This window comes from Streptomyces atriruber (assembly GCF_001418325.1).
GTDB lineage: Bacteria > Actinomycetota > Actinomycetes > Streptomycetales > Streptomycetaceae > Streptomyces > Streptomyces atriruber.
The window spans coordinates 27365-39387 of the sequence record NZ_LIPN01000034.1; the positions used below are offsets into that span (position 1 = coordinate 27365).

At 70.7% G+C, this 12023-nt stretch carries 12 protein-coding genes; 5 read left to right on the forward strand and 7 right to left on the reverse strand.

Annotation, left to right across the window (positions count from 1 at the left end; all coding sequences use genetic code 11):
• Positions 1–56: 56 nt before the first annotated feature.
• The 6 genes from AOK03_RS04280 to AOK03_RS04305 form a co-directional block, all read right to left on the reverse strand.
• Positions 57–1001, reverse strand: coding sequence for an ABC transporter permease (locus AOK03_RS04280; RefSeq protein WP_079074469.1), 945 nt, complete (start codon positions 999–1001; stop codon positions 57–59).
• 96 nt (positions 1002–1097) lie between these two features.
• Positions 1098–1970, reverse strand: a complete 873-nt coding sequence (locus tag AOK03_RS04285; protein ID WP_055563824.1) for a glycosyltransferase family 2 protein — start codon at positions 1968–1970, stop codon at positions 1098–1100.
• A 17-nt stretch (positions 1971–1987) separates the two neighbouring features.
• Positions 1988–2767, reverse strand: coding sequence for a CDP-alcohol phosphatidyltransferase family protein (locus tag AOK03_RS04290; RefSeq protein ID WP_079074470.1), 780 nt, complete (start codon positions 2765–2767; stop codon positions 1988–1990).
• On the reverse strand, positions 2745–3812 hold the full coding sequence (locus AOK03_RS04295; protein WP_055563789.1) for an iron-containing alcohol dehydrogenase family protein: 1068 nt from the start codon (positions 3810–3812) through the stop codon (positions 2745–2747). Before AOK03_RS04295 ends, AOK03_RS04290 begins: the two co-directional genes overlap by 23 nt.
• Positions 3800–4537, reverse strand: a complete 738-nt coding sequence (locus AOK03_RS04300; RefSeq protein WP_055563790.1) for a phosphocholine cytidylyltransferase family protein — start codon at positions 4535–4537, stop codon at positions 3800–3802. Before AOK03_RS04300 ends, AOK03_RS04295 begins: the two co-directional genes overlap by 13 nt.
• Complete coding sequence (locus tag AOK03_RS04305; RefSeq protein ID WP_055563791.1) at positions 4534–6354, reverse strand: DUF5941 domain-containing protein; 1821 nt, start codon at positions 6352–6354, stop codon at positions 4534–4536. The genes AOK03_RS04300 and AOK03_RS04305 overlap by 4 nt, the downstream gene beginning before the upstream one ends.
• A gap of 397 nt (positions 6355–6751) precedes the next feature.
• Between AOK03_RS04305 and galE the strand changes: the two genes are divergently transcribed.
• The 5 genes from galE to idi all read left to right on the forward strand — a co-directional run bounded on the left by galE (position 6752) and on the right by idi (position 11411).
• Positions 6752–7735 carry a UDP-glucose 4-epimerase GalE gene (galE, locus tag AOK03_RS04310; protein WP_055563792.1) on the forward strand — a complete coding sequence of 328 codons (984 nt, stop codon included), beginning with the start codon at positions 6752–6754 and terminating at the stop codon, positions 7733–7735.
• 179 nt (positions 7736–7914) lie between these two features.
• Positions 7915–8853 (forward strand): cation diffusion facilitator family transporter, encoded by a 939-nt coding sequence (locus AOK03_RS04315; RefSeq protein WP_055563793.1) that lies wholly within the window; start codon positions 7915–7917, stop codon positions 8851–8853.
• A gap of 180 nt (positions 8854–9033) precedes the next feature.
• A complete protein-coding gene (locus AOK03_RS04320; protein WP_055563794.1) occupies positions 9034–9216 on the forward strand; it encodes a hypothetical protein in 183 nt (60 codons plus the stop codon).
• A 226-nt stretch (positions 9217–9442) separates the two neighbouring features.
• Entirely contained in the window at positions 9443–10699 is a 1257-nt protein-coding gene (locus AOK03_RS04325) for a bifunctional class I SAM-dependent methyltransferase/N-acetyltransferase (protein ID WP_055563795.1), read from the forward strand.
• A gap of 118 nt (positions 10700–10817) precedes the next feature.
• Positions 10818–11411 carry an isopentenyl-diphosphate Delta-isomerase gene (gene idi, locus AOK03_RS04330; protein WP_055563796.1) on the forward strand — a complete coding sequence of 198 codons (594 nt, stop codon included), beginning with the start codon at positions 10818–10820 and terminating at the stop codon, positions 11409–11411.
• 19 nt (positions 11412–11430) lie between these two features.
• Here the strand turns inward: idi and AOK03_RS04335 are convergent, their stop codons facing one another.
• Positions 11431–11943, reverse strand: coding sequence for an ATP-binding protein (locus AOK03_RS04335; protein ID WP_079074471.1), 513 nt, complete (start codon positions 11941–11943; stop codon positions 11431–11433).
• Positions 11944–12023 lie beyond the last annotated feature (80 nt).

Consider the following 12023-nt stretch of genomic DNA (forward strand, 5'->3'; position numbering starts at 1 on the left):
CCTTGCCGGCGTTCGCGTCGGCCTTGTCGCTCTTGGCGCTGTTCTTGGTGGTCTCGTCAGCCACGGCCGTACCGCTCCTCCGCCTTCCAGAAGTACACGAAACCGACCACGCCCAGCAGCACGGCCCAGCCGACCGCGAAGGCCCACACGTGCGGCGGCAGGTACGAGGAGTCGTACTTGTCGATCATGGCGAAGCGGATCAGGTCCATGTAGATGGAGGCCGGGTTCCACTGCAGCACGTCCCCGACCCAGCCGGGCACGTCCTTCTTGGTCGCGAGCATCGCGGGGATGCTGAACATGACGCCCGAGGCGTACATCCAGGTCCGCATCACGAACGGCATCAGCTGTGCCAGGTCGGGCGTCTTGCTGCCCATCCGGGCGAAGATCAGCGCCAGGCCCATGTTGAAGACGAACTGGAGCACCAGCGCGGGCAGGACCAGGAGCCAGGACAGGGCGGGGAAGATCCCGAACGCGCACATGATCACGACGAGCACGATCATCGAGAAGAGCAGCTGCTGGAGCTGCTGCAGCGCGAAGGAGATGGGCAGCGAGGCCCGCGGGAAGTGCAGCGCCCTGACCAGGCCGAGGTTGCCGGAGATCGCCCGCACGCCCGCCATGACCGAGCTCTGTGTGAACGTGAAGACGAAGACGCCCGTCACCAGGAACGGCACGTAGATCTCGTGCGGGATGCCCTCCCTGGCACCGAGCAGCAGCCCGAAGATGAAGAAGTAGACCGCCGCGTTCAACAGCGGCGTGGCCACCTGCCACAGCTGGCCGAGCTTGGCCTGGCTGTACTGGGCGGTCAGCTTCGCCTGGGAGAAGGCGAGGATGAAGTGGCGTCGTCCCCAGAGCTGGCGGACGTACTCGAAAAGTCCGGGCCGGGCGCCGCTGACGGTCAGACCGTACTTGGCGGCGAGGTCGGCCCGGGAGAGCCCGTCATCGGGCGACGGAGTCGACGGTGACGTCACCGCGACTCCGCCGTCATGCGTTGTCTCACTCACGAGTGGAAACTTTCGTCTTCGAAAAGCGCAGCCGGTCGGGCGTAGGCGTGGGCCAGGGACCGGGGTATGGCCCGAATGCTCTCAGACCCGAGCTTGTCAGATGACGGGAGGTCGGCCCAGTCGGGTCAGCCGCCACACCGTACGCCACTTCATGGGCTCACGAGGGCCGCAGGGCGTGGTCCAGCCCTCCTTGAAGCCGCCGAACCAGGCCTTCAGGGCCGGGCCCGAGGGGCGTCGGGCGAGGGTGAGGAGCATCCAGACACCGAGGTAGACCGGGACCAGCGGCGCGGGGAGGTTGCGACGGGCCAGCCAGACGCGGTTGCGGGCCACCATCCGGTGGTAGACCGCGTGCCGGGAGGGGGCCGTCGTGGGGTGGAACAGCACCATGTCGGAGCGGTAGTCGATCATCCAGCCCGCGTTCAGCGCGCGCCAGGCGAGGTCCGTCTCCTCGTGGGCGTAGAAGAACTCGCCGGGCAGTCCGCCGACCTCGGCGAGGACCTTCGTGCGGACGGCGTTGGCGCCGCCCAGGAACGTCGTCACGCGCGAGGAGCGCATCGGATCGGAGGCCCGCAGCCGCGGCACGTGGCGGCGCTGGGTCTCCCCCGTGTCCGGGTCCGCGATGCGGAAGCTGATGATGCCGAGCTCCTGGTCGGCGGCGAAGGCCTCGCGGCACAGCCGCGCCGTGTCCAGGGTGGCGAGCAGGCCGTCGTCGTCCAGGAAGAGCAGGATGTCGACGTCGGTGCCGCCGGGGCCGAAGGCCTCGATGCCGACGTTGCGGCCGCCGGGGATGCCGAGGTTCTCCGGCAGCTCGACGGTCCGCACGCCTTCGGGGACCTCCGGCACGGGGGCGCCGTTGCCGACCACGACCACCTCGACCGGGTCGCCCTCCTGCTTGGCGACCGAGTCGAGGAGGGCGCGCAGCTCCTGCGGCCGGTTGCCCATCGTGATGATGACGGCGCCGACCTTCAGCTTCTCTGCCGGGGTGCTCACTTCAACCTGCTCGATACGAGGATGGACACGAGGTGGAGCAGGGTCTGCAGCAGCGCGATGCCCGCGAGCACGGCGACACCGAGACGCGAGAAGAACAGGTCGCCCCGCGCCTGGTCCACGAACGCGATGACCAGGATCAGCAGCGACGCCTCGACCCCGAGGATCAGCCGGTGGAACTTCAGCGCGGCGGCGGCCCTGCGGGCCAGCGCCATGCCGGAGGACCGCGGCTCGGCCGCGGACTCCTTGACCGGTTCCTTGCCCGTCTGGTGGCGGGCGACGCCGACGAGGTCCGTCTCCGCCTTGATCAGGATCGCGCCGAGTGCGGCCAGGGTGCCGAGGAAGGCCCACAGCCAGTCGATGCGTCCCGAGCCCCAGATGTCGGCGGCGCGCAGTCCGAAGCCGACCAGGACCGCGGCGTCGCACAGGTAGGCGGCGACGCGGTCGAGGTAGACGCCCGCCATCGAGTACTGCTTCTTCCAGCGGGCGATCTCACCGTCCACGCAGTCGAGCAGCAGGTAGAGCTGGACCGCGAGCACGCCGAGCACGGCGCCCGTGATGCCCGGCACCAGAAGGGCCGGGGCGGCGAGGGCGCCGGCGACGGTCATCACGTAGGTCAGCTGGTTGGGCGTGACCTTCGTGTTCACCAGGTGCCGGTCGATGCGCAGGGAGACCTCGCGCATGTAGAGCCGGCCGGCCCAGTGTTCGCCGCTCCGTCGGTCCTTCACCCCCGGGGGGTGAACAACCGGGCGGAGCTCAGCTACCGATGGCTTTTGCATAGTCGGCGTATGCGTCCCTGATCTGGTCGGTGGACAGGTCGAGGTGTTCGAGGATCGTGTAGCGGCCCGGACGGGTCTGCGGAGCGAACTCCACGACCTTGACGAACTCGTCCACGGTGAAGCCGATCTCCTCCGGCAGCACGGGCAGGCCGTGGCGGCGCAGCACCTGGGCCATGAACGCCGACTCCTCGCGGGCACCGCGCAGGTGCATCGCGAAGGCCGCGCCCAGGCCGCACTGCTCGCCGTGGCTGGCGGCGCGCTTGGGGAAGAGCAGGTCGAAGGCGTGGTTGATCTCGTGGCAGGCGCCGGACGCCGGGCGGGAGTCGCCCGAGATCGACATGGCGATGCCGGTGAGGACCAGACCCTCGGCCAGGACCTGGAGGAAGCCGTCGTCGCCGACGCCGCCGGGGTGGCGGAGCACGGCCTCGCCGGCCTGGCGGGCCATGGCCGCCGCGAGGCCGTCGATGTCCTCGCCTCGCTCGCGGGCGGCGAGCTCCCAGTCGCGGATGGCGGAGATGTTGGACAGCGCGTCGCCGATGCCGGAGCGGACGAAACGGACGGGCGCCTCACGGATCACATCGAGGTCGATGACGACCGCGATGGGGTTCGGCACACCGTACGAGCCGCGGCCCGCGTCGTTGTCGAGCGTCGCGACCGGCGAGCAGAGACCGTCGTGCGACAGGTTCGTCGCGACGGCGACCAGCGGCAGACCCACGCGCGCCGCGGCGAACTTGGCGCAGTCGATGATCTTGCCGCCGCCGAGGCCGACGACCGCGTCGTAGCGGCCCGACTTGCGGATGTCCTCGCCGAGCTTGATGGCGTCGTCGAGCGTGCCGCCACCGACCTCGAACCACTCCGCGCCGCCCAGCGAGGGCATCAGCCGCTCGCGGAGCACCGCGCCCGAGCCGCCGCTGATGGCGATGGCGAGCTTGCCGGTCGACGAGCAGATCCGCTGGTCGGCGAGGACACCGGCCAGGTCGTCGAGCGCCCCCGGCCGGATGTCGACGACGACCGGCGAGGGGATGAGCCTCGTCAGTACTGGCACGCGATCTCCCGGCCCTTGGCGAGGTCGTCGTGGTTGTCGATCTCGACCCACTTGACGTCGCCGATCGGGGCCACGTCGACCTTGAAGCCGCGGTTGACGAGCTCCTGGTAGCCGTCCTCGTAGTAGAGGTCGGGGTCGCGCTCGAAGGTGGTCTTCAGGGCGTCGGCGAGCTCGTCGGCGGCGGAGCCCTCGATGAGGGTGACACCGATGTACTCACCGGTGGCCGTCGCCGGGTCCATCAGCTTCGTGATCTTCTGGACGCCCTTGGCGTCGTCCACGATGACCTTCATCTCCTCGTCGGCGAGCTGCTTCACCGTGTCGAGGGCGAGGATGATCTTCTGACCGTTGCCGCGGGCGGCGAGCAGCGTCTTCTCGACGGAGACCGGGTGCACGGTGTCGCCGTTGGCGAGGATCACGTCGTGCTTGATCGCGTCACGCCCGCACCACAGGGAGTAGGCGTTGTTCCACTCCTCGGCCTTGTCGTTGTCGATCAGGGTCAGCTTGAGGCCGTACTTCGCCTCCAGGGCCGCCTTGCGGTCGTAGACGGCTTCCTTCTTGTAGCCGACGATGATCGCGACCTCGGTGAGACCGATCTCGGCGAAGTTGCCGAGCGTCAGGTCGAGGATGGTGGTCTCACCATCGACGGGCACCAGGGCCTTGGGCAGGGTGTCCGTGTAGGGACGCAGACGCCTGCCGGCGCCTGCCGCAAGGACGAGGCCGATCATGCGGGTTCTCCTTCATCGTGTACGGCGGGTGCGCCCCTTTTCTCGGCAGCGACCCAGAAGCGGATGCTCTCGACGAGCACCACGAGCGCGACGGCCACGGCGAGCGCCGTGAGCGCGACGGTGAAATCAGTGGTGGGCAGCAGGGTGGCGGCCAGCGCGACCACGAGGGTCCTGCCTTCTTGGCCGCCGATCGCCCGCACCAGCCGGCGCGGAGGCGCGCCGGTGCCGCCCTTGATGCGGTACACCGTGTCGTAGTGATGGTAGGCGACCGCCGACACCAGCCCGAAAGCCGCGGGCAGCGCCCCGTTCACATCGGCTTTGGCCGCCAGTATCAGGACCGTGCCGTATTCGGCGGCTCGGAAGAACGGCGGAACCAGCCAGTCCAGAGGGGCCTTGAGGGGCCGCCCGAGCGCCAGGCCGGACAGCACCACGTAGATCACCGCGGCGACGACGACCCACGGGCTGCCGTAGGAGGTGAACGCGGCCACCCCGACGACCGCGGCGCCACCGACGAAGGCGAGCACGGGTGCGGGCAGGATGCGTCCGCGGCGCCCGAGGGCGGCGGCGAAGGCCGAGGCGAGCGTTCCGTTGTCCGCGAGGTCGCCGAGGGCACGGGCGGCGCGGTCGGTGCGGGTCGCCTTGCGGGTCAGCGAGCGCAGGACGCGTCCGGCGGTGGTGTAGCAGGCGGCGAGCGCACAGCCGATGATCAGGACGACGAGGGTGATGCGCGGGGTGGTGACCGCGGTGAGCACCGCGATCATCGCCCAGCGCTCGCCGATGGGCAGCACTATCATCCGGCGCACCCAGACCGTCCACCCGACGCTGTCGAGCTTGTCGGAGAGAGCGGCGGTGGGGCTGGTGTTGGCGCTGGCGTCGTGGTTCGCCTCGTTGAAGGAGAAGTCCACGACGTGGCGGCAGGTCTGCAGGACCATCGCGCCGAGCGCGAGCGCCCACACGTCGTCACCGCCGCGTGCGGCGCCGAGCGCGAGGCCCGCGTAGTACGCGTACTCCTTGGCGCGGTCGAACGTCGCGTCCAGCCAGGCGCCGAGCGTCGAGTACTGCAGGGAGTAGCGGGCGAGCTGCCCGTCGGTGCAGTCCAGGACGAAGGAGAAGAGCAGCAGCAGACCGGCCGCGACGAAGCCCGCACGCGTCCCGGTCGCCGCGCAGCCCGCCGCGATCAGGGCGGTGAGCAGCGAGGCGGTGGTGACCTGGTTCGGGGTGAGGCCCCGGCGGGCGCACCAGCGGGCGATGTAGCGCGAGTACGGGGAGATGCAGTACGTCGTGAAGAAGCCGTCGCGCGACTTGACCGCGGTGCGCAGGCGTACCGCCTCGTCGTCCACGGCGGCGACGGCCTGACGGGCCTCGTTCCGCGTCTGCGGGTCGTCGGGGACGGTGGCGACGAGGGTGCCGAGGTCGGGGCGGTGCACGTCCGTCGCGCCGGACTCCATGGCCGTGGCGATGTCGTCCGGGAGCGGGGCGAGCGTCGTGACGCCGCCCGTGGCTCCGGCGGTCGCGGTGCCCGCGGTCGCCCGCAGGGCCCGCGTCAGTTCCGTGCGGGCCTCCGGCTTGGCCGTGACGGCGCCGGGCACCGCGGCGGCGGCGAAGCGGGGGTCGGTGAGACCGAGGCGCAGCGCGTGGACGTGTCCGACGAAGCGCGAGTCGACGACCGCGACGCGCTGGTCACCCGGCACGGCGGCGAGCAGCGCCTCGGCGTCCGTCGCGCCGGAGGCGACCCGCACATCGAAGCCGAGGGACCGTAGATCGCCTTCGAGCGGCGATCCGGGGACCGGCTGACCGGTGAGGATGGCGGTCGACAGACGAACTCACTCCTTGAGTACCGGCGCGGCTCGCGCCGGGCACATGCGTAAGGGGAGCGCCCCTGGCCATGGCGGCCGGGCGGCACGTCGGCAGAGGCTATCGGATGATGGGAAGCGGGCGTTCATCACCCGTTCACGCCCCGATAAGAGCCTGTGTCATAACCCCGGCCGGATCAGTGGGGCGTCGTCTGGTGCGTGTGTGCCAGGCGGCGACCACCCGGCCGGGGTTATGACACAGGCTCTCAGGGCGTCCTGCGAGGGCCTCGGCCTTCGCGATCATCATGGTGGATGGGGGGCCGCGCCCACAAACCGCACCCCCGCGGGTGCCCGGCTTGCCCGCATAGCGGCCACATGCCCCCGCGGGCGTGCACGGACGGTTCGCTTAGGGTGGGCGCCCATGACATGGCTGATCACAGGCGGAGCGGGATACATCGGGGCACATGTGGCGCGGGTCATGGCCGGTGCCGGGGAGGACGTCGTCGTCCTGGACGACGTCTCGTCGGGGGTGCCGCAGCGACTGCCCGCGGACATCCCCCTCGTCAAGGGGTCCTCGCTGGACGGGGACCTGCTGCGCCGCGTGTTCGCCGAGCACGACGTCACCGGTGTGGTGCATCTCGCGGCCCGCAAGCAGGTCGGGGAGTCGGTGGAGCAGCCGCTGCGCTACTACCGGGAGAACGTGGGCGGTCTCACGACGCTGCTCGAAGCGGTGGCCGAGGCCGGCATCAAGCGCTTCGTGTTCTCCTCGTCGGCCGCGGTGTACGGAAATCCGCCGGACGCGGACCTCGTCGGGGAGGACACGCCCTGCGTTCCGGTCAGCCCCTACGGCGAGACGAAGCTCACCGGTGAGTGGCTGGTGCGGGCGGCCGGGCGGGCGCACGGCATCGGGACCGTCTGCCTGCGCTACTTCAACGTGGCGGGCGCCGCGGCTCCCGAGCTCGCGGACACCGGGGTCTTCAACGTGATCCCGATGGTCTTCGACCGGTTGCGCCGGGACGAGTCGCCGCGGATCTTCGGAGACACCCATCCGACACCGGACGGCACCTGTGTCCGTGACTACGTCCACGTCTCCGACCTCGCCGAGGCCCATCTCGCGGCGGCCCGCCGACTCGCGGAGGGCGCCGAGGGCGATCTGACGGTGAACATCGGGCGGGGTCAGGGTGTTTCCGTACGCGAACTGATCACCGTCATCGGCGAGGTGAGCGGCGACACCCGTCCCGCGCTCGTGGAGCCGGCCCGCGCGGGCGACTCCCCGCGCGCCGTGGCCGACGCCCGTCGCGCGGCGACGGAGCTCGGCTGGACGGCCCGGCGCGGGGTGCGCGAGATGGTCGAGTCGGCGTGGGCGGGGTGGTGCCTGCACCACCCGGACGCGCGCCGCGGGTGATCGTTCCGGCGCCCTGACCTGCACCCCCTCCCCCAGTCGGCAACCGTTGCCATTTTCGCAGGTCAGAGTAGTGATAACGGTGTTCAGTACCGCGTTGCCAGATACCCCCCACCCGTAGTTCACTGTGGTCGCGCGACCAGCGGACAGCACACCGACGACGGATGCGGGAGGGCGGCTCCATGGGGGCTGGGCACGATCACGGACACACGCACGGGGCACCGACCACGGGGACGGCCGCCAACGCGTACAAGGGGCGGCTCCGCATCGCTCTCACCATCACGATCACGGTCATGCTGGCCCAGATCGTGGGCGGGGTGATGGCGGACTCCCTCGCGCTCATCGCGGACGCGACGCACATGGCGACGGACTCGCTGGGCCTCGGCATGGCCCTGCTCGCGATCCACTTCGCGAACAGGCCGCCCACGGGGAACCGCACCTTCGGCTATGCCCGCGCGGAGATACTCGCCGCGCTGGCCAACTGTCTGCTGTTGCTCGGCGTGGGCGGGTACGTGCTGTACGAGGCGGTCCAGCGATTCTTCACGCCCGCGGAGACGCAAGGCGGCCTCGCCCTCTACTTCGGCGTCTTCGGCCTCGTCGCGAACATGATCTCGCTGTCGCTGCTCATGCGCGGCCAGAAGGACAGCCTCAACGTGCGCGGCGCCTTCCTGGAGGTCGTCGCGGACACCCTCGGCTCGCTGACGGTCATCGTCGCCTCGGTCCTGATCATGCTGACCGGCTGGCAGGCCGCGGACCCGATCGCCTCGCTCGTCATCGGCTTCATGATCGTCCCGCGCACGGTCAAGCTCCTCAAGGAGACCCTGAACGTGCTCCTGGAGTCGGCGCCCAAGGGCGTCGACATGGCGGAGGTGCGGTCGCACATCCTCGGCCTGCCGGGCGTCGAGGAGGTCCACGACCTGCACGCCTGGACGATCACGTCGGGCATGCCGGTCCTCTCCGCCCATGTCGTGGTGAGTTCCTGGACCCTCGACGCGACCGGGCACGAGAAGATGCTGCACGAGCTGCAGGGCTGCCTGGGCGACCATTTCGACGTCGAGCACTGCACCTTCCAGCTGGAGCCGAGCGGCCACGCGGAGCACGAGGCGAAGCTCTGCCACTGACGCCCCGGCCCGCCCGGATTCCCTTCACGGGTCCGTGCTCTGGTCGCCGCGGCCGTCATCGGGGTCGAGCTCTCCGACGGCGGCGACGAGAAGACGACCGCCGCCCAGCAGAGCACACCGCCCGAGCCGAGGCCCAAGCCGTCCCAGCAGTGGAAGGACGGCAACGAGTTCTTCCTGAACGTGCCCGCCCGGCCCTACGACCTCGACAGCCCGTGGGCGCACATCGACCCGCAGGTCTCGGGCTCGGACGTACAGGTCGTCGGGACCGACCGGAACACGGTCCTGATGCAGGTCAAGCGCCTGCAGAACGACGAGAACGGCATCCGGCAGGTCGTGGTGGCGAACAGCTTCGCCGACGGGTAGCGGGGCCGAGCACCCCGTATCGGCGCCGCTGCTCTGTGACGGTCGGTGTTAAAGTGGCCTGAGTTCTTGAGTTCCCAGGAGGTGGGTTGATGACTGTCGTGGCCGGCGCTGCTCTGCGCGGCGACACGTGCATCCCCACTTTCCGGGCGCGCGTCTGACTCTCGTACGTCACTGGTACGCCACTCGTACGTCGGGTCCGCGGGTCCTTCACCCAAGGATTTCCACGTTGACTGACAACGCATCCATCACCCACGCCTTCTTCGCCCTGCACCACGGGCTTCCGCGGCAGGGTCCCGGCTCCGATGCCACCACCAGGCAGCTGCTCTCCCTCGCGGGTGCGCTGCCCGCGCGGCCGCGCGTCCTCGACCTGGGCTGCGGTCCCGGCCGGGCCGCGCTCCTGCTCGCCGCCGAGGCCGGCGCCGAGGTGACCGCCGTCGACCTCCACGAGCCGTTCCTCGACGAGCTCCGCGCCGAGGCCGAGGCACGCGGCCTCACCGGATCGATCACCACCGTCAACGCCGACATGGGCGAACTCCCCTGTCCGGACGGTTCGTTCGACGTCGTCTGGGCCGAGAGCTCGGCCTACAGCATCGGCTTCGACACCGCTCTGCGCGCCTGGCGGCGCCTGCTCGCCCCCGGCGGGGCGCTCGTCCTCACCGAGTGCGAGTGGACGACCGCCGAGCCGTCCGCCGCGGCCCGTGCCTTCTGGGAGCAGCACTACGCGCTGCGCACGAGCGAGGCGAACGTCCGGGCCGCGACCGGCGCCGGGTACGCCGTGCTCGGCGTGCATCCGCAGCCCGAGTCCGACTGGGAGGAGTACTACGGGCCGCTGGCCGCACGCGCGGACGCGGCGGACCCGGGTGCTCCCGGGATGGCGGAGGCACTGGCCGCCACCCGCGAGGAGCTCGCGATGCGGCGTGCGCACGGGACCGAGTACGGCTACACCGGCTATGTGCTGCGGCCCGTGGACTCCTGGCCGACCCGCCCGGAGACCGTGGCCGACGTCGCCGCCGTGCACGCCGTGCACACCGCCGCCTTCGAGACCGGCGCGGAGGCCGACCTGGTCGACGCGCTGCGTGCGGACGCCGAGGCCTGGCTGCCGGGCCTGTCGTACGTCGCCGAGGCGCCGGACGGTTCGGTGGCCGCGCATGCGCTGATCACCCGCTGCCGGGTGGACGGGGCGCCCGCCCTGGCGCTCGCGCCCGTCGCCACCCTGCCCGAGTACCAGCGGACGGGAGCCGGTTCGGCGGTCGTGCGGGCCGTGCTCGATGCGGCACGCGCGCGTGGGGAGCGGATCGTCCTCGTGCTGGGGCATCCCTCGTACTATCCGAGGTTCGGTTTCAAGCCCGCTTCCGGGTACGGAATCCGGCCGGGCTTCGAGGTGCCCGACGAGGCGATGATGGCTCTGGTCCTGAACGGATCCGACGATTCCGCGCAACTGCCGCGGGGCATGATCACCTATCCGGCCGCCTTCGGGGTCTGACCTCGGCCGCATGTCCCGCCGCGCTCCGGCGTGGCGGGACATGCGGGTCCGGTAAGTGCCCGCGGTGTCCGGAACGTACGGCAGACTTGGGGCTCGAAGACCGAAGCGAAGGATGCGTATGCCGATCACACCTGTCACCGCGGCGAACAGCTCGTCGAACGGCACCGGAGAAGCGATCTTGCTCGAACTCGTCGACGAGGACGGCAGGACGATCGGCACAGCGGAGAAACTCTCCGCGCATCAGGCGCCCGGGCAACTGCACCGGGCGTTCTCCGTCTTCCTCTTCGACGAGCAGGGCAGGCTGCTGCTGCAGCAGCGCGCCCTCGGCAAGTACCACTCCCCCGGAGTCTGGTCGAACACGTGCTGCGGGCACCCCTACCCGGGCGAGGCGCCGTTCGCGGCGGCGGCCCGGCGTACGTACGAGGAGCTCGGGGTCTCGCCGTCGCTGCTCGCCGAGGCGGGCACGGTGCGCTACAACCACCCGGACCCCGACTCGGGGCTCGTGGAGCAGGAGTTCAACCACCTGTTCGTGGGCATGGTGCAGTCCCCGCTGAACCCGGACCCGGCCGAGATCGGCGGCACCGCGTTCGTGACGGCGGCGGAACTGGCCGAGCGGCACGAGAAGGACCCGTTCTCCGCCTGGTTCATGACCGTGCTCGACGCGGCGCGGCCCGCGGTCAAGGAGCTGACGGGCCCCTCCGCGGGCTGGTAGTCACCCACCCGCAGGGCGGTCAGCCGCCGTTGGGCTTCAGGGGCAGGGCCGCCCAGATGACCTTGCCCCCGCTCGCGGTGTGCTCGACGTCGCAGGCGCCGCCCGCCTCCTGCGTGATCTCGCGGACCAGCAGAAGCCCGCGCCCGCCCGTCTGCCCGTGGTCCGCCACCAGGGCCGTCGGGCGATAGGGGTGGTTGTCCTCGACGGACACCCGCACCCACTCGGCGCCGATCGCCACCTCCACCGCGAGCATCGGCGACAGCAGGGCCGCATGGCGCACCGCGTTGGTCACCAGCTCGGAGACGATGAGCAGCAGGCCGTGGACCAGATCATCCGACGCCGGAACGCCCTGCCGGGCCAGCAGGTCCCGCACCGCGTGCCGGGCCTGGGGCACTGAGGCGTCGACGGCGGGGGCGGTGAAGCGCCACACCCCCTCGTACGGCACCGATCCGCCGCCCCTTGGGAGTGGGCGCCGCCCTCTCCCGTCGTTCCCCATCGTCCGGTCGCCGCCCTCGCGCTCGATTGTTGCCACACATCGAGTGTTGGGAACGCTCTGGTCCGGACCGCGCCACTGACCATAAGTCAGCGAGTATCGACGGGAATTGACCGCCT

Bases quoted from the DNA above. Each gene is read 5' to 3' on its own strand.
- AOK03_RS04290 (WP_079074470.1), bottom strand. From the start codon at position 2,767: ATGCAAAAGCCATCGGTAGCTGAGCTCCGCCCGGTTGTTCACCCCCCG.
- AOK03_RS04300 (WP_055563790.1), bottom strand. From the start codon at position 4,537: ATGATCGGCCTCGTCCTTGCGGCAGGCGCCGGCAGGCGTCTGCGTCCC.
- galE (WP_055563792.1), top strand. From the start codon at position 6,752: ATGACATGGCTGATCACAGGCGGAGCGGGATACATCGGGGCACATGTG.
- AOK03_RS04315 (WP_055563793.1), top strand. From the start codon at position 7,915: ATGGGGGCTGGGCACGATCACGGACACACGCACGGGGCACCGACCACG.
- idi (WP_055563796.1), top strand. From the start codon at position 10,818: ATGCCGATCACACCTGTCACCGCGGCGAACAGCTCGTCGAACGGCACC.